This is a genomic window from Nonomuraea sp. B10E15 (genome assembly GCF_039871615.1).
In the GTDB taxonomy this organism is placed as follows: Bacteria; Actinomycetota; Actinomycetes; order Streptosporangiales; family Streptosporangiaceae; genus Nonomuraea.
Genome location: NZ_JBDPMB010000009.1, coordinates 24,519 through 49,960, shown reverse-complemented (window position 1 = coordinate 49,960; position 25,442 = coordinate 24,519). Strand labels below are relative to the sequence as shown.

Sequence of the window (25,442 nt, the reverse complement as noted above, 5' to 3'; positions counted from 1 at the left end):
GGTCAGCAGTGCAGGTCCCTGATCCCGGCCAGCAGGGATGCCGCCAGATCGGGTAGGGAAACCAGGATATCGGGTAGGGACGGGTCGGCTTGGTTGTAGATCAGCTCGGAGCCGTCGATGCGGCTCGCGTGAACCCCTGCGGCCAGGGCGACGGCGACCGGCGCGGCGGAATCCCACTCGTACTGGCCCCCGGCGTGTACGTACGCCTCGACCTCGCCGGTGAGCACCGCCGAGATCTTCGCCCCCGCCGATCCGATCGGCACGAGATCGGCGCCGACCAGGTAGGCCAGCTTCTGGACGAACTCGGGCGGCCGGGTGCGGCTCACCGCGATGCGGAAACGCCCCTTCTCGTGGGCGGGAGGCTTGGGCGGGTCGGCGGTCGTCAGCGTACGGCCCTGGGCGGGCAGCGCCACGGCGCCCGCGGTCAGCCTGCCGCGCTCCCACAACGCCACGTGCACAGCCCAGTCCGACCGGCCCTCCGCACCCATGGTCGCGCTCCCCACGGCCCCTTCGTGGTCACGCGAGCTGCCGCCTCCGGGGCCTGCTCGCCGCTCAGTGCCCATGGTCGCGCTCCCCACGGCCCCTTCGTGGTCACGCAAGCTGCCGCCTCCGGGGCCTGCTCGCCGCTCAGTGCCCATGGTCGCGCTCCCCACGGCCCCTTCGTGGTCACGCGAGCTGCCGCCTCCGGGGCCTGCTCGCCGCTCCGAGAACTCGCGGGTGCCGTCCAGAGGATCGACGATCCACACCCGGTCGGCGGTGAGGCGGCGCGGGTCGAGGCGCTCCTCGCGAGTGGCCTCCTCCGACAGCACGCAGTCGCTCGGCCGCAGCCTGGCCAGCGACTCCATCAGCAGGACGTGGGCGGCGCGATCGCCCTCGGCCCGCAGCGCGGCGGGGTCGTCGAACCCGGTGCGCTCGCGGACCCCCAGCAGCCGTTCGCCGGCCTCGGTGGCCAGGTCAGCGGCGAGGGCGTGATCGTCGCGAATCGTCATCAATAAGCTCCTTGCCCGCGGGCGACGGCCGACCAAGTCTTCCACAGGATCTGGAGGTCCAGAGTGAGGGACCAGTTCTCGACGTAACGCAGGTCTAGACGGACGGATTCCTCCCACGATAGGTCAGATCTACCGTTGACCTGCCACAGCCCGGTCAGCCCAGGGCGTACGAGGAGTCTTCTGCGCACGTCGTCACCGTAGCGCGCCACCTCCTCGGGCAGCGGCGGGCGGGGGCCGACGAGCGACATGTGACCCCGTACGACGTTGATGAGCTGGGGCAGCTCGTCGAGCGAGTGGCGGCGCATCAGCGCCCCGAGCGGCGTGACCCGCGGATCGTTGCGCATCTTGAACAGCAGCCCGTCGCGGTCGCTGACCAGTGTGATCTTCTGCCGTTCCGCGCCGCGCCGCATGGTGCGGAACTTCACGATGGTGAACACCTTCCCGCCCTTGCCGACCCGGGTCTGCCGGAACAGCGCGGGCCCCGGGCTCGTCACGCGGACGGCGATCGCCAGCACCACCAGCACGGGCGCCAGCAGCACGAGCAGGGCGGCCGCGACCAGCCGGTCGAAGACGTTCTTGACCAGTTGCCTGGCCCCGGTGAGCTCGGGATGCTCCACGTGCAGCAGCGGCAGCCCGGCGACGGGCCTGATCGTGGTGCGCGGGCCGGCGACGTCCATCAGCGCGGGGGCCACCACGAGCTCGGTGTGGGTGCGCTCCAGCCGCCAGGCCAGCCGGCGCAGCGCCTGGCCGTCCATCTCGGGGCAGGCCAGGACGGCCACGGTGTCGGCGGTGTACTGGCCGACCGCGATCGGCACGTCGCTGAGGTCGCCGGCGACCGGCACCTCGCCCACGTTGTCGCCGGCACGTCCGCCGGGCAGGCAGGCCGCCACGACGTCCATGCCGTGATGGCGTTCCCTGCGGAAGAGCCGCACCAGTTCGGCGATCGCGACAGGGTGGCCGACCGCGACCACCCGGCGCATGCACCCGCCCGCCGCCCTGCGCCGGTGCAGCGAGCGCCGCAGGCCGTAGCGGAGCACCAGCGTGAAGAGGGTGACCAGGGGCAGTGCCAGCACGACGTAGCCGCGGGCGACGTCGGTCTTGGTCACGTAGGAGCCGATGGCGGTGCCCGCGGTCAGCGCCACGCCCGCCTGCAGGATCCTGCGGAACTCCTCGGAGCCGACGCCCAGCATGCGCGGCTCGTAGGCCCTGTTGAGCGCCACCGCGCAGCACCACACCACCGGCAGGGCCATGCTGACCAGGAGGTACGGCAGCACGTAGGGGGTGAGCCCGCCGAACCTGATCGTGAAGGCGATCGTGGCCGCGGCGCCCGCCCCGCACAGGTCGGCCAGCACGGCCCGCACCTGGTAGGAGCGCACCCAGGAGGGCACGCGCGGCCCGACCCCCCAGGAGACGGCATGACCGTTTCCGGCGACGGCCATGAGCCCTTCACCGCGCACACGCGCCTCCCCGGTGACCATTCCCGTACGGACAGTCACAGATCGTAGCGGCGGGGAAGCTGGAGGAACCGGCGAACGGCTCTATGCGGCGATCAGCGAGGTGGGCCGGAAATGTGCAGATCAGCCCGATGGAAATCGTTCTGGGTGGCCTCGAGGCCTCGGGCCATCAACGACTCCACCACGTCGGCCGCCCGGTCGACGAGGAAGGGCAGGTCTTTACGATCGGCGGTGGCGAAGTCTCTGAGCACGTAGGAGGCAGGGTCCATGCGGCCGGGCGGGCGTCCGATGCCGAACCGCACCCGCAGGTAGTCGCGGGTGCCGAGGACCTTGGTGATCGACTTGAGGCCGTTGTGGCCGTTGTCGCCGCCGCCGAGCTTCGCCCGCAGCGCGCCGTAGGGGACGTCGAGCTCGTCGTGGACGACGATCAGCCGGTCGACGCCGATCTTGTAGAAGTCGGAGAGCGCCTTGACGGGCCCGCCGGAGAGGTTCATGTAGGTCAAGGGCTTGGCGAGGATGGCCTCGCGGGTCTCGCAGACCTCGGCCCGGCTCTTGTGCGCCTTGAACCGCCCGCCGGCCCTGGCGGCCAGCTCGTCGAGCACCATGAAGCCCGCATTGTGCCGGTTGCCCGCGTATTCGGGCCCTGGATTGCCCAGCCCGGCGATCAGCCAGCGATCCATGTGATCCCCTCATAGCGCAACGGAGCGGCTCGTGCGAAGCCGCCCCGTTGCCCGGATGACCGTTATTCGGCGGAGGCCTCGGCGCCCTCGGGAGCCTCGGCGCCCTCGCCCTCGGCCTCGGCGCCCTCCTCCGCAGCCTCGACCGGCTTGTTGATGACGTGGAGGACCACGACGTCGGCGTCGGCGGACAACGTGGTGCCCTGCGGCAGCGGGAGGTCGGCGGCGGTGATCACCTTGCCCACCTCCAGGCCCTCGACGTCGACCTCGACACCGGTCGGGATGTGGGTGGCCTCGGCCTCGACGGCGATGGAGACGAGCTGCTGGTCGAGCAGGCCGTCGGGGTGGACGTCGCCGACGGCGGTGACCGGGATCTCGACGGTGACCTTCTCCCCCTTCTTGACCAGGAGCAGGTCGACGTGCTCGACGAAGCCCTTGATCGGGTCGCGCTGCACGCCCTTGGGCAGCGCCAGCTCGTCGATGCCCTCACCCTCGAGGCGGATCAGCACGTTGGCCGTGCGGAGCGCGAGCAGCACCTCGTGGCCGGGCAGGGTCAGGTGCTTGGGGTCGGTGCCGTGCCCGTAGAGAACGGCGGGCACCTTGTCCGCGCGACGGATCTTGCGGGCGGCGCCCTTGCCGAACGCGGTGCGCTGCTCGGCGGCGATACGTACTTCAGCCACGACATCTCCTAGGGATGCTTCATCGGATCGGTGAGCGCTCCCCCTCACCCGCCCTAGCGGAAGGCGTTACGAGCGCAACCCTCATAGTCTACCGGCCGGCCGGCCTTCATCCGTCCCGCTCGATCACGTGTCACCCTCGAACAGGCTCGTGACGGAGCCGTCCTTGAAGATCTCGGTGATGGCGCGCGCGATGAGCGGCGCGATCGTCAGGACGGTCAGCTTGTCGAACCTGTTGGCCGCCGACAGCGGCAGGGTGTTGGTGACGATCACCTCGCTGATGCGGGAGTTCTTCAGCCGGTCGACCGCCGGCTCGGAGAAGACCGCGTGGGTGGCGGCGGCGATGACGTTGGTGGCGCCCTGCTCGTAGAGGGCGTCGGCGGCCTTGCAGATCGTGCCCGCGGTGTCGATCATGTCGTCGATCAGCACACAGGTGCGGCCGCGTACGGTGCCGACGACTTCGTTGACCTTGACCGAGTTGGCCACGTCGAGGTCGCGCCGCTTGTGGATGAACGCCAGCGGCGTGCCGAGCGTGTCGGCCCAGCGCTCCGACAGGCGGACCCGGCCGGTGTCGGGCGAGACGATGGTGGTGTTGGCCAGGTCGAGTTTGTTCTTCAGGTAGTTTTCCAGCACCGGCATGGCGAACAGGTGGTCGACCGGGCCGTCGAAGAAGCCCTGGATCTGCGAGGTGTGCAGGTCGATCGACATGAGGCGGTCGGCGCCGGCGGTCTTGAACAGGTCGGCCATCAGCCTGGCCGTGATGGGCTCGCGGCCGCGGCCCTTCTTGTCCTGGCGTGCGTAGCCGAAGAACGGCATGACCACGGTGATGCGCTTGGCGGAGGCCCGCTTCAGCGCGTCGACCATGATGAGCTGTTCCATGATCCACTGATTGATGGGCCCGGTGTGGCTCTGGATGACGAAGGCGTCGCAGCCGCGTACGGACTCGAGGTAGCGGGCGTAGATCTCGCCGTTGGCGAAGTCGATGAGTTTGGTGGGCGTGAGGGAGACGCCGACGTGCTCGGCCACCTCTTCGGCCAGTTCGGGGTAGGCCCGGCCGGAGAAGAGCATGAGATTCTTCTCGCCCGGCTGCTTGATGCTGGTCATGAGACCCCCTTCGTCACTCTCACGACCACGGTGCCGTGCTGCTCGATGACCTCGGCAAGCTCGGTCATGCTTCTTTCTCCTGATCCCGCTCGGCCAGCGCCCGCTGGGCGGCCGCGGCCGACTTGGTGCCCGCGCGCCTGCGCAGGACCCATTTCTCGATGTTGCGCTGCCGCGCCCGTGCCACGCCGATCGCGCCCGGCGGGACGTCGTCGGCGATCACCGAGCCCGCCGCCGTGTAGGCGCCGTCGCCGACGGTCACGGGGGCGACGAGCATGGTGTCACAGCCGACGAACGCGCCGTCGCGCACGGTGGTGTGGTGCTTGTCGACCCCGTCGTAGTTGACGAAGACGGTGGAGGCGCCGATGTTGACGTCGTCGCCGATCGTGGCGTCACCGGCGTAGGACAGGTGCGGCACCTTGGAACGCTCGCCGACCTTGGTGTTCTTCATCTCGACGAAGGTGCCGGCCTTCGATCCGCGGCCGATCACCGTGCCGGGGCGGAGGTAGGCGTAGGGGCCGACGTTGGCCTCCGGCCCGATGTCGGCGTGGTCGCAGACCGCGTTGCGGACGGTCGCACCCGCCCCGACCCGGGTGCTGGTGAGCGTGGTGGCGGGGCCGATCTCGGCGCCCGCCTCGATGACGGTGTCGCCGTGGAGCTGGGTGCCCGGGTGGATCACCGCGTCGGGCGCGATGCGTACGCTCACGTCGATCCAGGTGCCGGCCGGGTCGATGATCGTGACGCCGGCGCGCATGTGGGCCTCCAGCAGCCGCCGGTTGAGCACCTGGCGGGCGGCGGCCAGCTGGACGCGGTCGTTGACGCCCTCGACCTCGACGAAGTCGCCGGCCACGCACGCGCCGACCCGGTGGCCGTCGCCGCGCAGGATGGCCAGCACGTCGGTGAGGTATTCCTCGCCCTGGGCGTTGTCGGCGGACACCCGCTTGACGGCGTCGGCCAGCAGCTCGCCGTCGAAGGCGTAGATGCCGGAGTTCATCTCCTTGACGGCGCGCTGCCCGGCGTCGGCGTCCTTCTCCTCGACGATCTCCAGCACGGCGCCGGAATCGTCACGGATGATCCGCCCGTAGCCGGTCGGGTCGGGCACCTCGGCCGTCAGCACGGTGACCGCGTTGCCGTCGGCGTCGTGTCGTTCGAGCAGCGTGGCGAGGGTCTGGGGGCGCAGCAGCGGCACGTCGCCGTAGGTGACCAGGACCGTGCCGGAGATCGTGCCGACCTCTTCGAGGACGGTGCGCACGGCGTGGCCGGTGCCACGCTGCTCGTTCTGGACGACGGCGCGCGCGTCGGGGCTGGTGGCCGCCAGGTGGCCGCGCATGCGTTCGAGCGCGTGGCCGATCACCACGATGAGCCGCTCGGGGCCGAGATCGCGGGCGGCGGCGAGCATGTGGTCGAGCAGCGCGCGGCCGCACAACTCGTGCAGGACTTTCGGGGTCTGGCTTTTCATCCGGGTGCCCTCGCCCGCGGCGAGGACGATGACGGCTGCCGGGCGCGGCACACTCACGGACTGAGGCTCCCTGTGGCTGGACGGATCAGGGTTGTACGGTGCGGCTACCGCACCGACACCCTCCCGACACCGTGAGGATACCTGGCCTCAGCCCGGACGCTCAGCGGGGGGATCACCTCTAAGCTCCCGGAAGAGGACTCGAACCCCTACAAAGTGGACCAAAACCACTTGTCCTGCCGATTAGACGATCCGGGACAGATCGGACACGTGGCGTCCGACACATCCCTACGATACCGAGCCCGCACGTGCGCGCGCGCCCGAAATTACGCCCCGGCTCCGCGTGGCGGATGATCCGCCCAGGTGAGAGCGACGATACGGATACGCCCCACCCTTAACAGACCAGCCAAGAAGTCGCAAGGCATGAACCCCACCCACCTTGCCCAGCGGATCGTCACCTTCGCCATATTCCCGGCTTAGGTCTTCCTAACTTACGCTGGCGTAGGTTACGGTGGCGTAGCCGGACATTCATCCCTATACAGGCACTTGGAGGTCGCCCATGACCGTTACCACCGAACGTTCCGCCCCTGCCCCGAAGCCGGACTTCGAACCAGAACCACGGTCGAAGACCGAACTCGTCACCTTCACCCTCGTCGTCGGGCTCCCCCTCGTGGCGATCGCGGCGGCCGTACCGCTGGCCTGGGGCTGGGGCCTCGGATGGACGGACGTGATCATCGCCCTCGTCTTCTACGTCGTCTCGGGGCTCGGCGTCACCGTCGGCCTGCACCGCTACTTCACGCACGGATCGTTCAAGGCCAAGCGGCCGCTCAAGATCGCGATGGGCATCGCCGGCAGCCTGTCGCTGGAGATGTCGGTCCTCGACTGGGTCGCCACCCACCGCAAGCACCACAAGTTCTCCGACAAGGAGGGCGACCCGCACTCGCCGTGGCGCTTCGGCCCCGGATTCAAGAACATGACCAAGGGCCTGCTCTACGCCCACATGGGCTGGCTGTTCGAGAGCGAGCGTACGAACAGGGAGAAGTACGCCCCCGACCTGTGCAAGGACCCCGACGTCATCAAGCTGCACAAGTGGTTCGGCCCGCTGGCCCTCGTCTCGATCCTCCTGCCCGGCCTGCTCGGTCTGCTCGTCACCTTGTCCTGGCAGGGCGCGCTGACCGCGCTGTTCTGGGGCTCGCTCGTCCGCATCGGCCTGCTGCACCACGTCACCTGGTCCATCAACTCCATCTGCCACGTCTTCGGCGAGGAGGACTTCCAGGTGCGTGACAAGTCGCGCAACGTGTGGTGGCTGGCCATCCCGTCCTTCGGCGAGTCGTGGCACAACCTGCACCACTCCGACCCGACCTGCGCCAGGCACGGCGCGCTCAAGGGCCAGATCGACCTGAGCGCCGGCCTCATCCGCATCTTCGAGCGGCTGGGCTGGGTGTACGACGTACGCTGGCCTACTCCGGAGCGGCTGGCGGCGAAACGCATTGCCTGACGCCGAACAGCCGAAGGGCGGCCACACTGCCGTGGCCGTCATTATGGAGACCGTGACGGAACCCCGATCCCGCAGGCGCATGTCCGGTAGCGAGCGAAGAGAGCAGCTGGTCCGCATCAGCCGCACGCTCTTCGCTGAGAAGGGGTTCGACGGGACCTCTATCGAAGAGATCGCCGCTACCGCGCAGGTGTCCAAACCCGTGGTCTACGAACATTTCGGCGGCAAGGAAGGCGTCTACGCGGTCGTGGTCGACCGCGAGATGCAGAAGCTGCTCGGCATGATCACTGAAGCCCTCGCCGCCTCCCACTCCCTCATCAAGCTGGAGCGGGCCGCACTGGCCCTGCTGCAGTACATCGAGGAGAGCAGCGAGGGCTTCCGCATTCTCGTGCGCGACTCCCACGCCGCTTCGGGCACGGGCACGTTCGCGAGCCTCATCAGCGAGATCGCGAGCCAGGTGGAGGACGTCCTCGCCGACGAGTTCGCCGCCCGCGGCTACGAGCCCAAGCTCGCGCCGATGTACGCGCAGATGCTGGTCGGCATGGTGGCGCTGACCGGGCAGTGGTGGCTCGACGTGCGCAAGCCGGGGCGCGAGGAGGTGGCCGCTCATCTGGTCAACCTGGCGTGGAACGGTCTTACGGGGCTCAACCCCAGCCCGGCCATCAGCCTCACGACCCGCCAGCTGACGCCGCCGGTCAAGGCGCGCGCCAGCGAGAAGGAGCTGCGCGAGCTGGAGAAGGCGCGCGAGAAGGAGCTCAAGGAGGCCGAGAAGCTCCGCCAGCGCGAGCTCAAAGAGGCCGAGAAGGCCAGGGTGCGCGAGTTGAAGGAGCGCGAACGGCTGCTGAAGGAGGCCGAGAAGGCGCGCGAACGGGAGGAGAAGATCCGCCAGCGCGAGGCCCGCCTGGCGGAGCGCGCGGCGCGTCTCGGTCACGTGGATCACCCGGAGTGACCTCTTGAACGTGCAGGTCATCACGGATGACGATGGGGTTGAGCAGGGCTGACCGATGAGGGTGAGCCGTTGCGACGACGTTAACGTTCTGTTCAATTAATCGGGGCAATATACCCCATATGTCCGCGGAAGCGTTTCACCCCGCCAACGACCTGCCCCTCCCCCAGGAACGATTTCTCAACCGCGAGGAGAGCTGGCTCCAGTTCAACGAGCGCGTGCTCGAACTGGCCGAGGACGCCTCGGTGCCGCTGCTGGAACGGGTGCGCTTCCTGGCGATCTTCGCGAGCAACCTCGACGAGTTCTTCCGCGTACGGGTGGCCGGGCTGAAACGGCGGATGGCCACCGGCCTGCTGCTGCGGACCAAGAGCGGCCTCAAGCCCCGTGAGGAGCTGGCCAGGATCGGCACGGTCGCCGACGAGCTGGCCAGACGGCACGCGGCGGCCTTCCACCACCACATCCTCCCGCGGCTGGCGGGCGAGGGCATCGAGATCGTCAGGTGGGACGACCTGTGCCGGGAGGAGCGCACGGAGCTGCGCAAGCTGTTCAGGGAGCGGATCAGGCCGGTGTTGACGCCGCTGGCCGTCGACCCCGCCCATCCTTTTCCCTATATTTCAGGGCTCAGCCTGAATCTGGCCGTCCTGGTGCGCAACCCGTCGACCGATCACACCGTGTTCGCGCGGGTCAAGGTCCCGTCGCAGTTGCCGCGGTTCGTCCCCGCGTCCAAGGACCGCTTCGTGCCGCTGGAGGACGTCATCGCGGCGCATCTCGGCCAGCTCTTCAAGGGCATGGAGATCCTCCAGCACCACGTCTTCCGCGTGACCAGGAACGAGGATCTCGACGTGGACGAGGACGTCACGGAGAACCTCATGCAGGCCCTGGAGAAAGAGCTGCTCAAGCGGCGCTTCGGCCCGCCGGTGCGGCTCGAGGTCGAGGACACGATCACGCCCGAGGTGCTGGCGCCGCTCGTGGAGGAGCTGGAGCTCGCGCCCCACGAGATCTACCGGCTGCCGGGGCCGCTCGACCTGAGCGGCCTGCACGCCATCGCCGACCTCGACCGCGGCGAGCTCGGCTACCGGCCGTTCGTGCCCGCCGAAGTGATCAACGCCGAGGACGACGTCTTCACGATCCTGCGCGAGCGCGACGTGCTGCTGCACCACCCGTACGACTCGTTCGCCACCAGCGTGCAGCGCTTCATCGAGGTCGCCGCGGCCGACCCCCGCGTCCTGGCCATCAAGCAGACCCTCTACCGCACCAGCGGCGAGTCGCCCATCGTGGACGCGCTGATCGACGCGGCGGAGGCGGGCAAGCAGGTCGTGGTGGTCGTGGAGATCAAGGCCCGCTTCGACGAGCACGCCAACATCTCCTGGGCCCGCAAGCTCGAACGCGCCGGCTGCCACGTCGTCTACGGCGTGGTCGGGCTGAAGACGCACTGCAAGCTGGCGCTGGTGATCCGCCAGGAGATCTCGGGCGAGCTGCGCCGCTACTGCCACATCGGCACCGGCAACTACAACCCCAAGACCGCCCGCCAGTACGAGGACTTCGGCCTGCTCACCGCGGACCCGCTGGTCGGCGAGGACGTCACCGACCTGTTCATCCACCTGACCGGCTACTCCAACCACTCCGCCTACCGGCGGCTGCTGGTCGCGCCCCACTCCATGCGCAGCGGGCTGCTGGCCAGGATCGAGCGGGAGATCGCCCATCAGCTGGCCGGGCGCCCGGCCAGGATCAGGATCAAGACGAACTCGCTGGTGGACGAGCCGATCATCGACGCGCTCTACCGGGCGTCCAGGGCCGGCGTGCCGGTGGATCTCTGGGTGCGGGGCATCTGCACGCTCCGGCCAGGGATTCCAGATTTGTCCGAAAATATCCGCGTAAGGTCGGTCTTGGGGCGCTTTTTGGAGCACTCCCGGGTGTACGAGTTCGGCCTCGGCCGCCGGCCCGAGGTCTGGATCGGCAGCGCCGACCTGATGCGCAGAAACCTGGACCGCCGCGTCGAAGCCCTGGTCAAGGTGACATCCCAGCAGCACAAGACGTACCTCGTCGAGCTGATGGACCGGGTCATGGCCGAGACGACCAACTCGTGGTGGCTCGGCTCCGACGGCGCATGGGTCCGCCACCCGGGTGAGGACCTGCAGAGCCACCTCATCGGCACCCGCCGCTGGAGGACCGTTGATGACTGACCTGCTCCGCGCGGCCGGGGCCGTGGTCTGGAGGGGCGAGGAGAGCAGCCCCGACGTGGCCGTCATCCACCGTCCCGCCTACGACGACTGGACCTTCCCCAAGGGCAAGCTGAAGTCCGGCGAGCACGTGATCGCCGCCGCCCTGCGCGAGGTGCGCGAGGAGACCGGCATGACAGTCGTGCTCGGCCGCGCGCTGCCCCCCATCCACTACCTCAGGTCCGAGCGGCTCAAGCGGGTGGACTACTGGGCGGGCAGGGTGGTCGCCGACGACGGGTTCGTGCCCGGCGACGAGGTGGACGAGCTGCGCTGGCTGCCGGTGGACGAGGCCAGGCGGCTGCTGACGTACGAGTGGGACGCGGGACTGCTGCGGGCGCTGGCCGCCGCTCCCCTGGAGACCACGCCCCTCGTCCTCGTCCGGCACGGCTCGGCCGGCTCCAGGAGTGAGTGGCGGGGCGAGGACGCGGAACGCCCGCTCGACGACGCCGGGCGTGCCCAGGCGGCGAGCCTGGCCACCGCGCTGCCCGCCTACCGGCCCGAGCTGCTCGTGAGCTCCCCCAGCGTCCGGTGCGTCCAGACCGTGGAGCCGTACCGGGACGCGCTGCCGTATGGAGCGACGATCCGGATCGAGCCGCTGCTCAGCGAGGAGGACCAGGACCCGCGCGAGACCCCGGCCCTGGTCGGCGACCTCACGGCGCCCGCGGCGGTGTGCAGCCACGGGAAGGTGCTGCCCGGGCTCATCGAGGCGCTCAGCGGCAGGAGCGTGCACCTGCGCAAGGGCGCCTTCGCCGTGCTGCACCGGGCCGGCGGGCACGTCGTCGGCGTCGAGCGTTACCCGGCGTGAGAGTGGCGGGCGGCCGGGCGGCGGATGCCGAACACGCCGGGACCAGGCCGCCGGCACCTCGAGCAGCCCGCTCCGTGCGAACGGGATGACCGGAAGAGTCGTCACAGAACCTTGTTCACCGCTTCGACGGTCTGTGCCCAGACCTTGGGGAACTCGGCGTGTGCCCGCTCGGCCGTGCCGCGCTCGAGCCCGACGAGCAGCCCGTACGTGAAGGTGTCCTCGCCTGCCTGGCGGGCCTTCCCAGCCTCCTTCTCCAGGGTCTCCTGCGCGACCACGCCGTCCTGGTGCGTCCCCAGGATCTCCTGGATGCCCTCGGAGAGTTCGGCGAGCTTGACCATGGTGTCGCCCAGCGTGGGACGGAGCGCCTCCGCGGTGTACCGAGCGCGTTTGGCCGCCTTGCGCACGTCGTGCATGGCGATCTCCCGGCGTTCGGGGTCCTCGATGGCCTGGGCGGTGTCGTACGCCCTGGTCACGCGGTCCCAGTTGGCCGCCGCGATGGCGCTGAGCCGCTTCTGCGCGGGCTTGGCCGCGGCCTTGCCCAGCTTCGGGACGGAGACGAGGGCATCGAGCGAGTCGAGGAGGGTGTAGTAGCGTTCGCCGCTGAGCGCCTCCTTGATCCGCTCGTACGCCTCCTGTTCGCGTTCGAGCAGATCCGCGCCGAGCCGGGCCCGGATGGGGCCCGTGACCAGCTCGGGGGCCAGCCCGTCCAGCGCCTTGCCGAACCTGGCCCTGATGACCTCCAGGTCGCGGGCCTCGCCGAGGACGGCGCCGACCCAGCGCAGCTCGTCCTGGAGCTGGTCTGTGCCGGTCACGACGGTCTTGAACGCTTTGAGCGCGCTGCGCATCCTGCGGGCGGCCACCCGCATCTGGTGCACCGCGTCGTCCTCCGCCCTGCGTACGCGGGGGTCCTGCGAGAGGAGGGCGGCCACCTGGCCGGCCAGGTAGGCGACGACGATCTCGCCGGCCGTGCCCGGCTCGGTGAGGGCTTTGGGGAGCGGGGCGGGTTCGAGGAGCTTGGCGAGCTTGCTGGAGGAGGCCGACGGGGTCGCGCCCGCCTTCCTGAGCCGCTTGCCGACCTTGGCCAGGAGCGCCTTGTCGCCGCCTTCGAGCAGCTCGGCCTCGACCTCGCGCCACCGCACGACCATGGGCTCCACGCCGAAGACGGTGCCCTTCACGCGGTCGTCGGCGACCTCGACGAGCCTCGTGTCGCCGTCGAACAGGACCGTGACGCTCCTGCGCGTGTCGAGCTGGGCGACCGGCCGGAGCGCGGCGCCGCGGGTGAAGGCGCGGACGAGCTCGGCCAGCTCCGCCGGCACAATCTTGGTGCTGCGGGTGAGGGGACGGGTGATCTCCTGGCGCGCGCCCTTGGCTTTGGGCAGCTTGAGGTGCCAGCCGGAATCGGCGCCCCCTCGTCGTCGTCTGAGGGTGACGCCCCGGGAGGCCAGCCGCAGATCGGGCGTGTCATAGTAGAGCGCCACGAGCTGGTAAGTCTTCGGACCGACGATCTCGGCCAGCCCACTCAGGTCCGGAATCTCGTACTCTGCGGTGACATCGAACTTGTCCTCGATCTCGATTCCCACTACGCCTCGCAAAAGTCCGATTTAGGACAATAATGCCACCCTTAGGTGAACATCAGGCGAATTGCAGGAGCTCGATTCTGTTGCCCACCGGGTCGGAGACGTAGATGCGGCGGAAGCCGGGAAAGAGGTCGTCCGGCACGGCTCCGGGGATCTTCGCGGCGTAGGCGTCGATGTCGTCCACCAGGAACGCGGGGTGGGCCTTACGGGCGGGCCTGAAGCCGTCCTCGATGCCGAGGTGCACCTCCACGCCCTCGCCCCTGAACCACGCGCCGCCGCGCCTGGCCAGCTCGGGCGGCTTGGGCACCTCCTCCAGGCCGAGCACGCCCGCGTAGAACTCTCGCAGCAGCGGCTCGCTCCCCGCGGGCGCGGCGAGCTGAACGTGATGCAGTGCTCTGATCATCATTTTCCCTGCCTCATTTCTGCAGCACGACGAAGATTCTTCTGAACGGAAAGGGCGTACCGTAATTTCTGGCCGGATAGGCGTCGGCGAGCGCCGGGGCGAGGTCGCGCTTGAACCGCCGCTGCTCGTCCGGGGCGAGGCGGTCGAAAACCGGCCGCAGGGCGGTGCCCGACACCCAGTCGAGCACCGGATTCTCGCCGTGGAGCACGTGGATGTAGGTCGTCTCCCAGGCGTCGACCTGAGAGCCGCCCTGGTTGAGCAGGTCGAGGTAGTCGAAGGGCTCGTCGACCGGCTTCCCCCTGAGCACGTCGCCGAGCCGGTCGGACCAGGCGCGGGAGGCACACAGCTCGCGGATCGCGACATGGCTGGGCGCATCGAAGTTGCCCGGCACCTGGAAGGCCAGCCAGCCGCCCGGCGCCAGCTCCTCGACCCAGTGCTCCAGCACGGAGTGGTGATCGGGCACCCACTGCAGCACGGCGTTGGAGACGATCACGTCCACCGACCGGTCGGGCCGCCACATGGCCACGTCGGCGACCGCGAACCTGGCCTTCGTCTCCAGCCGCCGCGCCTTGGAGATCATCGCGGGCGAGGAGTCGAAACCCTCCACGGTCGCGCCGGGCCAGCGAGCGCCCAGCTGGGCGGTGAGCTCGCCGCTGCCGCAGCCGGCGTCCACGACATAGTCGGGATCGACCGCCCCTACCCTGGAGATCAGCTCGATGAAGGGCCTCGACCGCTCGTCCGCATAGACGGCGTACGTTACAGGGTCCCACATATCTCTTGACATGAAGATAATTGATATCGAGAGAGATATCTCGATGTCAAGACAGTACACTCTTGTGTCATGACCGAGGATGCTAGAGACGAGGTCGACCGCCTCGTCGCGGCTTGGCGGACGGAGCGCCCCGACCTCGACGTCGAACCGCTCCAGGTGCTCTCCAGGGTGTCACGACTGGCCAAGCATCTCGACAGGGCTCGACGGGCGGCGTTCGCCGAACACGACCTGGAGCCGTGGGAGTTCGACGTGCTGACAGCGCTGCGGCGGGCCGGCAAACCGTACGAACTCAGCCCGGGCGCCCTGCTGCGGGCCACGCTCGTGACCTCCGGCACGATGACCAACCGCATCGACCGCCTCGCACAGGCCGGGCACGTGCGGCGTCGCCCCGACCCCGAAGACCGGCGCGGCGTGCTCGTCTCCCTCACCGAGACCGGCCTCGCCCGCGTCGACGCCGCCTTCTCCGACCTGCTCCGCCGCGAACACGACCTCCTGTCCGGCCTCGGCCCCACCGACCAGCGCGCCCTCGCCTCCCTCCTCCGCACCCTCCTCACCCCGTTCGACTCTCCGCCGTGAGCCTCTCCCCCGGGCGGGCCCCTCACCCCTCTTCCACCCGCTCGGCCCCTCTCCGCAGCGCCGTCCCCCGCCCACCCGCTCAGCGCCCGCCGTGGCGGGTCGAGCCGGCGGCGCTGCCCGGGTCGGCTCGCGCGCGCCCCAGCTTGTTGTACGGCAAGCCGAGTTACCCGCCCCGCCGACGTCAGCGGCCCTCCGTCACGCGCCGGTCGTGAGGGCCAACGGCGCACTCGCCGTCACGAGCGTCCCTTCACCGTCCGCTTCGCCGCGGCGGCACCAGAACGCCAGGTGGTGAGGTCAGTCGCCGAGACGGTCGGCGGTCTCCAGCCACTCGGCTTCGATGGTGTCCTTCTGGGCGGTGATCTCGCGGAGCTCGGCGTCGAGGCTGCCCAGCCTGGCATAGTCGGTGGCCGCATCGGCCATCGCGGCGTGCAGCCTGGACTCCTGGTCGCTCAGCTTGTCGAGCTGGCGTTCGAGGCGGTTGAGCTCCTTGCGGAGCTCGCGCTCCTCCTTGGCCGAGAGCCCGCTCTGAGCAGCAGGGGCCGGATCCGACGCAGGGGAGCCGGCGGCGCCGGGACCCGTGGTCGTGGTGGTCGTCGTGGTGGTGCCGGCCACACGGGCCGTCAGGGCCGTGCCGGCGGCGCGGCGTTCGAGATATTCGTCGACCCCGCCGGGCAGCAGCGACAACTTCCCGTCACCCAGCAGCGCGACGCAGCGATCGGTCACCCGCTCGAGGAAGTAGCGGTCGTGGCTCACCAGGATCAGCGTGCCGGGCCAGCCGTCCAGCAGGTCTTCGAGCTCGTTGAGCGTCTCGATGTCGAGATCGTTGGTGGGCTCGTCGAGCAGCAGCACGTTGGGGTCGTCCATGAGGAGCCGGAGCAGCTGCAGCCGTCGCCGCTCACCACCCGAAAGGGAGCCGACGACCTTCCACTGCGCCTCGCCCTTGAACCCCAGACGTTCGAGCAGCTGGGACGCCGACCATTCCTTCTTGCCGACCTGGAGGTATTTGCGTATTTCCTCCACCGACTCCAGCACCCGCCGCTGCGGGTCGAGCTCGGCCAGCTCCTGCGACAGGTGCGCCAGGCGCACCGTCTTGCCCTTGACCACCCGGCCCTCGTCGGGCTTGACCGTGTCGGCGAGCAGCCGCAACACCGACGACTTGCCGGATCCGTTGACGCCGATCAGACCGATCCGGTCTCCCGGGCCGAACTGCCACGTCAGGCGATCGAGCACCAGCGGCCCGCTGCCCGGCCCGCCCGCGTGGAGGGTGACGTCGTCGAGGTCGTAGACCGTCTTGCCGAGGCGGGCCGCGGCGAACCGCATCAACTCCACGGTCTCCCGCGCCGGCGGCTCGTTCGCGATCAGCGCCTGGGCGGCCTCGATGCGGAACTTCGGCTTCGACGTGCGGGCGGGCGGACCGCGCCGCAGCCACGCGATCTCCTTGCGCATGAGGTTCTGGCGGCGCTCTTCGGCGGCCTGGGCGATCCGTGCCCGCTCCGCCTTGGCCAGCACGTAAGCGGCATATCCGCCCTCATACCGCTCGACCCGTCCGTCCACGACTTCCCACGTGCGGGTGGACACCGCGTCGAGAAACCACCGGTCGTGCGTCACGACCACCAGCGCGCTCTTCCGGCCCGCCAGATGCCCGGCCAGCCAGGCGATCGCCTCGATGTCGAGGTGGTTGGTGGGCTCGTCGAGCATGACCAGGTCGTGGTCGTCGATCAGCAACTGCGCCAGCGCCGTACGCCTGCGCTCGCCACCGGACAGATCGGCGGCCCTGGCATCCAGGTCGAGGTCGCCGATCAGGTTGGCCAGGATCTCGCGAACCCGCTGGTCGCCGGCCCACTCGTGCTCCGCCAGCCCGCCGAGCACGATCTCCTTCACGGCAGCGCCGGGGTCGAGCTCGTCGCGCTGCGACAGGAAGCCCACGCGGAGCCCGCGGTTGTGGGTGACCCGGCCGGTGTCCGGCCGCACCGCCCCGGCGATGACGGACAGCAGCGTCGTCTTACCGCCCCCGTTGCGCCCGACAACCCCGATGCGCTCCCCCGCTTCCACGCCCAGGGAGACGTCGCTGAGGAGTGGCTTGGGCCCGTAAGCATGGGAGACCGACTCAAGGTTGACCAGATTCATGGCAATCCCAGGGTATCGGCTCGTGGCAAGCCGGCCGACAGCGAAGAGCGGTCCGCCACCCGGGCGGGCCGGCGGTGAACGAGAGGCGCGACGGTCGCCGAACGGTGGCAGCGGCCACCGTACGGGAGCGGAAGGGGGTGGCGGCCACCACAAGGAGGGCGGAAGGGCGGTTCCTCGGACGGGAACTGGATGGCGGCGGTGGTCAGAGGAGGGTGGCGCCGGCGACGGGGCCGTGGGCGGGGACGGCGGTGTGGGCGGCGCCTGTCGTGGTCAGGCCACGGGCCAGATCGCGGGCGTGCAGGGCGTCGATGGCCAGGAATGCACACGTCGGACCGGAGCCGGAGACGATCGCCCCCAGCGCTCCGTGCTGGCGCCCTGCTTCGAGGGTCGGCGCGAGCTCCGGGCGGAGGCTGAGCGCGGCCTCCTGGAGGTCGTTGCTCAGGTGGGCGCCCAGAGCGTAGGCGTCGCCGGTGCCCAGAGCCTCCATCAGCGAGTCGTCGATCTGGGGCCAGGGCACCTCGGCGGCCGAAGCCTCCCTGAGGCGGTCGCACTCCGCGTAGACGCTGGCCGTGGAGAGCCCACCGTCCGCCAGCGCGAACACCCAGTGGAACAAGCCCCCGGTGGGCAACTCGCTCAGCTGCTCGCCGCGGCCCGTGCCGACCGCCGTGCCCCCGAGCAGGGAGAACGGCACGTCGCTGCCGAGGTCGGCGGCGATCTCCATGAGGTCTTCGAAGGGCAGCCCGATCCCCCACAGCTCATTGCAGGCCACCAGCGCGCCCGCCGCGTCGGCGCTGCCGCCCGCCATCCCGCCGGCGACCGGGATGTCCTTCTGGATGAGCAGGTCGGCGCCGTAGCCGCGGCCCGCGTGTTTGGCGAGCGCGCGGGCAGCCCTGATCGCCAGGTTGCCGTCGTCGACCGGCACCTGACCGGACCACTTCCCCGGCACCGACACCGTGATCGCCTCGGACTCCTTGGCCGTCACCTCATCGAAGATCGATACGGCGTGAAAGACGTTGACCAGGTCGTGGAAGCCGTCCTCCCTGAGCGGGCCGACAGAAAGTTGCACGTTGACCTTCGCAGGCACACGTACGGTCACCGAACTCATCGATCTTCTGCCACTTTCATCACTTGCCGGGGTCAAGGACACTCGATGTTATCGGGGCACGCCGCCCTGACATGCGGTTCTCGGAAGGTGACTCCTCCGCTCCCTGAAGGGAGTGGCTTCTCGCTAAGCCGCTTGCGCAGCCTGGCGAAGGGCAAGCCCTGCCCTGAGAATGTTCTTGGCCGCGTTGACGTCGGCGTGCGCGGTATGACCGCACGCCGTACAGGCGAACCCGGCCTGGGTGACGCGGTTCTCCCGTGCGCTGTGCCCGCAGCGGGCGCAGGTGCGGGAGGTGCCGGCGGGGTTCACCGCGATCAGCTTGCGACCGGCGCTTTCAGCCTTGTACGACAGGATCGTCAGGAACACCCCCCAGCCCGCGTCCAGGATGCTCCGGTTGAGGCCGGACTTCTGCGCGACATTCCGGCCGGGGACTTCGATCGTGCCGGACGCCGAGCGGGTCATGTTCGCGATCCGCAGGTCCTCGTGCACGATCACGTCATAGGCGGTCACCAGGGCGAGCGCGGCCTTGTGCGCGCCGTCCAGACGTTGCCTGCGCACCCTGGCGTGCAGCGCGGCCACGCGGGCCACCGCCTTGCGCCGCCGCTTGGAACCCCGTTCCTTGCGGGCCAGAGCCCGCTGCGCGGCGGCCAGCCGGTCAGCGGACGCAGCCAGGTGACGGGAGTTGGTCAGATGCTGTCCGTCGCTGGTCGTGACGAGCGAGGCCACGCCCATGTCGATCCCGGCGACCGCGCCGGTGGCGGGCAGCGGTCCGGCGGGCACGTCGTCGCACGACAGGACCACGAACCAGCGGGAGCCCTCGCGCTTGACGCTGACCGTCTTCACCTGGCCGTGCACGGGCCGGTGCCGGTGGACGCGCACATGCCCGACACCCTGCAGCCGCACGTAGGTCGTGGTGGGGTGGCCGGGCTGAGCATCCCACCGGCAGCCGTCGCCGTCCTTCGGCCATTCGACCGTGTCGAACCGGCCACGCCCCTTGAACCGCGGGAACCCCGGCGCGCGTCCGGCCCTGACCCGGTCGAAGAACGCGCGAAACGCCTTGTCGAGCCGTCGCAGCGTGGCCTGCTGGGACGAGAACGACCAACGCGCCTGCCCGTCCGCATCACCGGCGCGGATGTGTTTCAGCTCGGCCGACTGCTCGCCGTACCGGACGCTCACGCCCGCCTTGGCGTAGGCGGTGCGGCGGTGCTCCAGAGCGGCGTTGTAGAGCTGGCGGTGGTCCTCCAGGCACGCCGCCAGCGCCGCCGCCTGCCGGGCGGTGGGGCGCAACAGGAACCGGAACGACCTGCGCACACCCCACCCCCATCACATTCGGTAACGACACCACCACGATACCGGCTGCCGCCGACAAACCCAGGAAGGACATCCCTGATGTGCGGACCCGACAGGTAAGGGCACGCACAGGCATCGACGGCCCTCCCGCTCCCGATCCCCCGTCGCCTCAAGTCGACGGTCCCCTCGGGAGACTCTGATGGGGATCTCAACACGCCTGAGTCGTCGCCTTCCGGGGCTTATCACGGGATGGTGCTGCGCGCGCTCACCGGAGAGGGCCCCGGAGGGTTGGTGCCGGAGGTGGCGGTACCGCCGGAGCGGATCGTGCGGGCCGGCGGGCGCGATCTCGACACCGCGGAGGCGGAGTTCGTCGCGGCCCGAGGGATCCGGCATGCCCTGGAGGCGGATGCCGCGGCCCTCGTGGACGCGGTCGCGGCCTTGCCACGGCACCCCGCTCGACCCAGCAGTCGGCTCTTCGCTCGGCACGGCGGCCGGCGCCAGCGGTCAGCCCGGACGCACGGCGCCGCGGAACGCGGAGCGGAAGTAGGGCGAGCGGAGGAAGTTGGCCCGGCGCACCACGTCGCCCGTCTTGGGAGCATGGATCATGACGCCGCCGCCGAGGAACAGGGCCACGTGGGTGGGGTCGCCCGTGCCACCGCCGAAGAACAACAGGTCACCTCGGCGGCGAGCGCTGAGCGGGATCCTGCGGCCCTGGCGGAACTGGGCGCCGGTGTAGTGGCTCAGCCGCACCCCGGCTCTGGACCAGGCGTAAAGGGTCAGGCCGCTGCAGTCGAAGCCGGTCGTGGCGGCTCCTCGCCCGATGCCGATGGTGGGGCCCTTGACCGAGCCTCCTCCCCAGGAGAAGGAGACGCCCAACTGGCTGAGGGCCGCGGCGGCGGCCGTCTCGCCTCTGGTCGGGGTGCGTTTCAGCTGCGCCAGGGCGGGATCGGGGACGGCGACGAGCGTGGTGCACAGGCCTCCGCCGAGGGCGAGCCAGATGAGAGCGATGCGTCGGAGCATGTGAGCCTCCCGGGTTCGTACGTGACTTCGCGGGAGGCCAGGATGATCCGGCGGGGCGAGGGGACCTGGGGCCGAGCGGGGTTCTGTGGATGAAGAGTGGCGACAGCAGGCGGGCTGTGGAAAGGCACTGCCGCAGGTTCGCACACCCCGGCACGAAGAACGTCGCCTCTTGCCGGCGCATTCACGAACGATGTCGTACGCCTGTCGCATCAGTCCTGCAGGATCGTGAGCTCCCCTTCGTCGACGGGCTCCTCAAATCCGGCCAGGTACCTGTTGAGCAGATCCTCGGACACGGTCACAGAGTTGGCCCCGTGCAGCTTGTTGCGTACCGCCAGCCGCTGGCGCAGCGTCTCCGGGCTTGCCTTGAGATAGATCAGTTTCCACCGGCACCCATGACTCTCGATCAGGGCCTTGTAGCCATCACGAGTCGTCCGGCGCCAGAAGCTGTAGTCCAAGACCACCGGTTGGCCGGCTTTCATCAGGTCTACGAGCCGCTTCCTCAACGCTTCCTCGGCAGCCGCCTTGTGGCCTTCGTACTCTGCCGAATCGAACTCGACGGCATCGCGCCCGAACCGGGACCAGATCACTTCATCGATCGACAGCCTGACATAGCCGTGTCGCTCCAACGCCTGTGCATAGGTCGACTTGCCTGATCCCGCGATCCCGCACATCATCACGACACACCGCGCCGACGAGTCCGTCGAGCCGCCTGAGGATTCTTCAGCCACATCAGCGAGATCGTTCAGGCCCTGGGTTCTTGTCTCCACCCCTGCGATTCAACCAGCGTGGCGCGCCCCGATGCGGTTCGGGAACACGGAGATGCTCGGGGCGTTCGGTCAGGGGGCGGATTCGGCTATGCGGACGAAGGCCTGGATGTCGAGTTGCTCGCCGCGCGCCGAAGGGTCCACCCCTGCGGCTCTGAGCGCGGCCTCCGCCTGGGCCGGGCTGCCCGCCCACGAGGCCAGGGCCGCGCGCAGGGTCTTGCGGCGCTGCGCGAAGGCCGCGTCGATCACCGCGAACACCTCTTCCCTCGACGCCGTCGCCGCGGGCGGGTCGCGGCGGACCAGGGAGACCAGCCCGGAATCCACGTTGGGCGCGGGCCAGAAGACCGACCGGCCGACGGGGCCCGCCCTGCGCACGTCCGCGTACCAGGCGGCCTTGACCGACGGAACGCCGTACACCTTGGAGCCGGGACCGGCGGCCAGGCGGTCGGCCACCTCCGACTGCACCATGACCAGGCCCTTGCGCAGCGACGGCAGGGCCTCCAGGAGGTGGAGCACCACCGGGACGGCCACGTTGTAGGGGAGGTTGGCCACCAGGGCGGTGGGGGCGAAGCCCAGCAGGTCGGTCTCGGAGATCTTCATGGCGTCGGCGTTGATCACCGTGAGCCGGTCGGAGGCGCCTCGGTCGGCGACGGTGAGGGGAAGCTGCTGGGCGAGCACCGGGTCGATCTCGACGGCCACGACGTGCGCGGCGGACGCCAGGAGTTCCAGCGTGAGCGAGCCGAGGCCGGGGCCCACCTCGATGACGACGTCGTCCGGGGACAGATCGGCCACGCGTACGATGCGGCGGACGGTGCCCCCGTCGATCACGAAGTTCTGCCCTAGCTTTTTTGTCGGACGAAGATCTAGCTTGTTCGCCAAAATACGTATTTCCGCAGGGCCCAACAGCCTCATCATCCCATCAGTCTCCCGCATCGAAGAACCTGCGATGGCGTACGGGGAGACCAAAGGAGAGGATGGCGTGGAACAGGAAGGGACGCACCGCATGGAGCCAACGGGCGCCGCGCCCCTACGCCCGACGGACTTGCGGGAGGTCGGGCCGTACCGCCTGCTCGGGCGGTTGGGCGAGGGGGGCATGGGGACCGTGTTCCTCGCACGGGCGCCGACGGGGCGGTTCGTGGCGCTCAAGGTCGTGAAGGCGGAGTTCGCCAACCAGGAGGGGTTCGCGGCCAGGTTCCACGCGGAGGTCGACAGCGCCCGGCGGGTGGCCTCGTTCTGTACGGCCCAGGTGCTGGACAACGGCAACACCGGGGACGGCAGGCCCTACATGGTGACCGAGTACATCGCGGGCACCCCCCTGTCCGACCAGATCTCCAGGCACGGCTCGCTGGACCCTGGCCCGCTGCACGGCGTCGCGCTCGGGGTCGCGGCGGCGCTGGCGGCCATCCACGTCGCCGAGCTCGTGCACCGGGACCTCAAACCGGCGAACGTGATCCTCTCGCTGTCCGGGCCCCGGGTGATCGACTTCGGGATCGCCAGGGCGCTCGACCGGGAGAGCGGGTTCACGCTCTCCGGCGAACTCCTGGGAAGCCCGGGCTGGTGGGCGCCCGAGCAGGTGCGCGGCGAGCCGGTCAGCCCGGCCGCGGACATCTTCGCCTGGGGCTGCCTGGTGGCGTACGCGGGCAACGGGCGGCACCCGTTCGGCCGGGGCGACCCCATCACGCTGGCCCACCGTGTCCTGAACACCCCTCCCGACCTGGGTACGCTGCCCGCGCCGCTGGACGACCTCGTCCGGCTGGCCACCTCGATGGACGTCGCGCAGCGCCCGACGGCGCAGGATCTGCTGATCGCGCTGGTGGGAGGGAACACGCCCACACCGTCGATCAACCCGCCCACGCTGGTGGCGACCGAGATGCTGGACGACTGGCGGCCGCCGCAGGAGGACGATCAGGACGTCACGGCCGCGTTCACGGCTCCCTCGCCGGGCGACACCACGCGCCGGGAGAGGGTGATCGGCGGCCCGGGCGTCCCTCCTGACCCGGATTCGCCCCCGCAGGGCGATCCGCGTGACTCCGGCGTCCCGCCTGGCAGGCCTCAGCCCGCTGTGGAAAGCCCTCGCGAGAGCTCGCCCGGCGGGACCGGGACGCGGGCGGCGCGATCGGGCGCGACGCCCGCCGAAGAGCAGGTGCGGCCGGATGCGGCGCCCGCCACCCGTACGGACACCTGGCCCGGGGAGCAGGGCGCCTCCACGCCCGCCGGCGAGCCGGCCACGCTCGGCGGCTCGAGGACGTCCGGCACCCGCTGGCTCATCGCCGCCGCGGCCGCCGTGCTGGCCATCGTCGTGACGGCCGGCGTGCTGATCGTGACCACCGGCCGTACCGGCACCACCCCCGGCGACGCGGGCGCCGCCTCCCCGACCGGCGCGCGCCCCAATGACGTGGGCCGCAGGTTCGCGCTGGGCGCGGACTTCGACGACCCCGTCGCCGTCGTCGCCTCCGCCCCGGAGTGCGGGCTGAAGACGTACGAGGGGACGGCGGCGTCCAGGGGCCAGTTCTGCGTCGTCCGCTGGACGATGATCAACCCGGGTGGCGAGCGGCAACCGCTGGTCCAGCCCGTCGTTTCCATGGTCGACGACCGGGGCGCCGAGCATGATCCGGCAGCCGTCACCCTTCCTCCGGCCATCCTGCCCGGCGGGCGGGTGGACAGCGCGTTCGTGTTCGACCTGCCCAACTACCGCAAACCCGCGAAGGTGACGGCGACCGTGCTGGAGAACGGCAGGCAGATCGAGGTCACGCTGTGATGATCCGGTCCGCCCTCGTCGCGCTCCTGCTCGCCGCGGTGATGCCGCTCGTGCCAGCCTCAGCGGCCGCGTGCGCGGGAGGGTCCGACTTCGACGGTGACGGCGTGGCCGACGTCGCGGTGGGCGACCCGTTCGGCGACGGGCAGAAGGGGTCGGTGCACGTGCTGTCGGGCGGCAAGGTCGTTCCCGTCACCGTTCCCGGCCTGGCCAGGGGCGACGCGTTCGGCTGGTCGGTGCGGCTGGCCAAGGTCGACGGTGACGCCTGCGCCGACCTCGTGATCGGCGCCCCGTACGCGGACGTCGACGGCGCCGAGGACGCCGGGGCCGCGTACGTCGTCTACGGCGCCGGCTCCTCGCCCCCGCAGCGGCTGACGGCGGCGCGGCCGCAACGGTTCGCACACTTCGGCTGGTCGCTGGCGGCGCGTGGCGACCTGGTGGCGATCGGCGCGCCGTACGAGGACGAGAACCGGCTGCTCGACGTGGGAGCCGTCTACGTGCGCAAGGGCACGGGCGAGCTGCGCAGGATCAGCCAGGAGTCCGTGGACGTGCGGGGCAACAGCGAGGTGGGCGACCAGTTCGGCTGGTCGCTGGTGTACGGGCCGGGGAACGGGCTGCTCGTCGGCGTCCCGTACGAGAACGACGACGGCCTGGGCCGCCAGGTCGAGGACGGCAAGATCGACTCGGGCTCCGTCGTCTTCATCGACGACGTCCTGGCGACCAGGCTGACGACGGTGAAACTGGACTCGCCGACCGACGCCTCGGGCGACAGGTACGGCTACGCGGTGGCCTACGCCGACGGCGCCGGGTACGCGGTGAGCTCGCCGGGCCCGGGGAACGTGCAGCTTCTCGACGAGAACAGGAAGCCGGTGCGCACGGTGGCGCAGCCGGGCGAGCAGGCGTTCGGCTTCTCTCTGGCCACATCCGATGACGGCAGGCTGGCCGTCGGCGCGCCCTACGGCGGCGGCGTCCGGGTGGTGTCGTGGCAGGACCCTTCCGAGGAACGCATCCTGCCGACCCGCGACGGGCTGTTCGGCTGGTCGGTGGCCTTCAGCGGCAACAAGCTCTTCGTGGGGCAGCCGGACGCGCAGCCGTACGGGAGGGTGGCGGTGACGGGCCGCAACGCGGAGACGCCGCGGCCGCTGCAGCCGGCCAAGGGGGCCGACTTCGGGGTGTCGGTGGCCGGTTAGCGGGTCACGAGGTCAGCGCGACAGGCGATCGCCCGCCGGCGCGACCA

Annotated in this window: 22 protein-coding genes and 1 tRNA gene; 7 read left to right on the top strand and 16 right to left on the bottom strand. The window is 70.1% G+C overall.

Annotated elements, in window-relative coordinates; translation table 11 throughout:
- Nucleotides 1–2: 2 nt before the first annotated feature.
- From ABGB14_RS24815 to ABGB14_RS24785, 7 genes are all read right to left on the bottom strand, one after another.
- Nucleotides 3–989 carry an inositol monophosphatase family protein gene (locus tag ABGB14_RS24815; protein ID WP_347646221.1) on the bottom strand — a complete coding sequence of 329 codons (987 nt, stop codon included), beginning with the start codon at nucleotides 987–989 and terminating at the stop codon, nucleotides 3–5.
- Nucleotides 989–2,428, bottom strand: a complete 1,440-nt coding sequence (locus ABGB14_RS24810; protein WP_347646456.1) for a sugar transferase — start codon at nucleotides 2,426–2,428, stop codon at nucleotides 989–991. The genes ABGB14_RS24815 and ABGB14_RS24810 overlap by 1 nt, the downstream gene beginning before the upstream one ends.
- 110 nt (nucleotides 2,429–2,538) lie before the next feature.
- Nucleotides 2,539–3,123, bottom strand: coding sequence for an aminoacyl-tRNA hydrolase (pth, locus tag ABGB14_RS24805; RefSeq protein WP_347646220.1), 585 nt, complete (start codon nucleotides 3,121–3,123; stop codon nucleotides 2,539–2,541).
- Between the two features lie 62 nt (nucleotides 3,124–3,185).
- Nucleotides 3,186–3,800 (bottom strand): 50S ribosomal protein L25/general stress protein Ctc, encoded by a 615-nt coding sequence (locus tag ABGB14_RS24800; RefSeq protein WP_347646219.1) that lies wholly within the window; start codon nucleotides 3,798–3,800, stop codon nucleotides 3,186–3,188.
- A 123-nt stretch (nucleotides 3,801–3,923) separates the two neighbouring features.
- Entirely contained in the window at nucleotides 3,924–4,901 is a 978-nt protein-coding gene (locus tag ABGB14_RS24795) for a ribose-phosphate diphosphokinase (protein ID WP_347646218.1), read from the bottom strand.
- 64 nt (nucleotides 4,902–4,965) lie between these two features.
- A complete protein-coding gene (gene glmU, locus ABGB14_RS24790; protein WP_347646217.1) occupies nucleotides 4,966–6,414 on the bottom strand; it encodes a bifunctional UDP-N-acetylglucosamine diphosphorylase/glucosamine-1-phosphate N-acetyltransferase GlmU in 1,449 nt (482 codons plus the stop codon).
- A gap of 126 nt (nucleotides 6,415–6,540) precedes the next feature.
- Nucleotides 6,541–6,612 (bottom strand) — tRNA-Gln (locus tag ABGB14_RS24785).
- A gap of 301 nt (nucleotides 6,613–6,913) precedes the next feature.
- On the opposite strand from ABGB14_RS24785, the gene ABGB14_RS24780 reads away from it, so the two are divergent.
- The 4 genes from ABGB14_RS24780 to ABGB14_RS24765 all read left to right on the top strand — a co-directional run bounded on the left by ABGB14_RS24780 (nucleotide 6,914) and on the right by ABGB14_RS24765 (nucleotide 11,819).
- Complete coding sequence (locus ABGB14_RS24780) at nucleotides 6,914–7,852, top strand: acyl-CoA desaturase (RefSeq protein ID WP_347646216.1); 939 nt, start codon at nucleotides 6,914–6,916, stop codon at nucleotides 7,850–7,852.
- 79 nt (nucleotides 7,853–7,931) lie between these two features.
- Complete coding sequence (locus tag ABGB14_RS24775) at nucleotides 7,932–8,798, top strand: TetR/AcrR family transcriptional regulator (protein ID WP_347646455.1); 867 nt, start codon at nucleotides 7,932–7,934, stop codon at nucleotides 8,796–8,798.
- A gap of 119 nt (nucleotides 8,799–8,917) precedes the next feature.
- On the top strand, nucleotides 8,918–10,978 hold the full coding sequence (locus ABGB14_RS24770; protein WP_347646215.1) for an RNA degradosome polyphosphate kinase: 2,061 nt from the start codon (nucleotides 8,918–8,920) through the stop codon (nucleotides 10,976–10,978).
- Entirely contained in the window at nucleotides 10,971–11,819 is an 849-nt protein-coding gene (locus tag ABGB14_RS24765; protein ID WP_347646214.1) for an NUDIX hydrolase, read from the top strand. The genes ABGB14_RS24770 and ABGB14_RS24765 overlap by 8 nt, the downstream gene beginning before the upstream one ends.
- A 101-nt stretch (nucleotides 11,820–11,920) precedes the next feature.
- Here ABGB14_RS24765 and ABGB14_RS24760 read toward each other — a convergent pair whose 3' ends face one another.
- Genes ABGB14_RS24760 through ABGB14_RS24750 form a run of 3 tightly spaced genes read right to left on the bottom strand, consistent with a single transcriptional unit; the run spans nucleotide 11,921 to nucleotide 14,583 of the window.
- Entirely contained in the window at nucleotides 11,921–13,399 is a 1,479-nt protein-coding gene (locus tag ABGB14_RS24760; RefSeq protein WP_347646213.1) for a CYTH and CHAD domain-containing protein, read from the bottom strand.
- Between the two features lie 52 nt (nucleotides 13,400–13,451).
- The gene (locus ABGB14_RS24755) at nucleotides 13,452–13,802 is read right to left on the bottom strand and encodes a glyoxalase (RefSeq protein WP_347646212.1); all 351 of its coding nucleotides are present in this window, start codon (nucleotides 13,800–13,802) and stop codon (nucleotides 13,452–13,454) included.
- A gap of 10 nt (nucleotides 13,803–13,812) precedes the next feature.
- A complete protein-coding gene (locus ABGB14_RS24750) occupies nucleotides 13,813–14,583 on the bottom strand; it encodes a trans-aconitate 2-methyltransferase (protein ID WP_347646211.1) in 771 nt (256 codons plus the stop codon).
- Nucleotides 14,584–14,640: 57 nt separating this feature from the next.
- On the opposite strand from ABGB14_RS24750, the gene ABGB14_RS24745 reads away from it, so the two are divergent.
- Complete coding sequence (locus ABGB14_RS24745; RefSeq protein WP_347624150.1) at nucleotides 14,641–15,147, top strand: MarR family winged helix-turn-helix transcriptional regulator; 507 nt, start codon at nucleotides 14,641–14,643, stop codon at nucleotides 15,145–15,147.
- A gap of 294 nt (nucleotides 15,148–15,441) precedes the next feature.
- Here ABGB14_RS24745 and ABGB14_RS24740 read toward each other — a convergent pair whose 3' ends face one another.
- The 6 genes from ABGB14_RS24740 to rsmA form a co-directional block, all read right to left on the bottom strand.
- Entirely contained in the window at nucleotides 15,442–17,274 is a 1,833-nt protein-coding gene (locus ABGB14_RS24740) for an ABC-F family ATP-binding cassette domain-containing protein (protein WP_347646210.1), read from the bottom strand.
- 202 nt (nucleotides 17,275–17,476) lie between these two features.
- Nucleotides 17,477–18,379 (bottom strand): 4-(cytidine 5'-diphospho)-2-C-methyl-D-erythritol kinase, encoded by a 903-nt coding sequence (locus ABGB14_RS24735; RefSeq protein WP_347646209.1) that lies wholly within the window; start codon nucleotides 18,377–18,379, stop codon nucleotides 17,477–17,479.
- Nucleotides 18,380–18,502: 123 nt separating this feature from the next.
- On the bottom strand, nucleotides 18,503–19,687 hold the full coding sequence (locus tag ABGB14_RS24730) for a transposase (protein WP_347646208.1): 1,185 nt from the start codon (nucleotides 19,685–19,687) through the stop codon (nucleotides 18,503–18,505).
- A gap of 483 nt (nucleotides 19,688–20,170) precedes the next feature.
- Nucleotides 20,171–20,686: an NlpC/P60 family protein gene (locus tag ABGB14_RS24725; protein ID WP_347646207.1), complete on the bottom strand. Its 516-nt coding sequence runs from the start codon at nucleotides 20,684–20,686 to the stop codon at nucleotides 20,171–20,173.
- A gap of 209 nt (nucleotides 20,687–20,895) precedes the next feature.
- Nucleotides 20,896–21,453, bottom strand: coding sequence for an ATP-binding protein (locus ABGB14_RS24720; RefSeq protein ID WP_347646206.1), 558 nt, complete (start codon nucleotides 21,451–21,453; stop codon nucleotides 20,896–20,898).
- 69 nt (nucleotides 21,454–21,522) lie between these two features.
- On the bottom strand, nucleotides 21,523–22,383 hold the full coding sequence (gene rsmA / locus ABGB14_RS24715) for a 16S rRNA (adenine(1518)-N(6)/adenine(1519)-N(6))-dimethyltransferase RsmA (RefSeq protein ID WP_347646205.1): 861 nt from the start codon (nucleotides 22,381–22,383) through the stop codon (nucleotides 21,523–21,525).
- A 46-nt stretch (nucleotides 22,384–22,429) separates the two neighbouring features.
- On the opposite strand from rsmA, the gene ABGB14_RS24710 reads away from it, so the two are divergent.
- Nucleotides 22,430–24,208: a protein kinase gene (locus tag ABGB14_RS24710; protein WP_347646204.1), complete on the top strand. Its 1,779-nt coding sequence runs from the start codon at nucleotides 22,430–22,432 to the stop codon at nucleotides 24,206–24,208.
- On the top strand, nucleotides 24,208–25,395 hold the full coding sequence (locus tag ABGB14_RS24705; protein ID WP_347646203.1) for a hypothetical protein: 1,188 nt from the start codon (nucleotides 24,208–24,210) through the stop codon (nucleotides 25,393–25,395). The genes ABGB14_RS24710 and ABGB14_RS24705 overlap by 1 nt, the downstream gene beginning before the upstream one ends.
- Nucleotides 25,396–25,442: the final 47 nt, after the last annotated feature.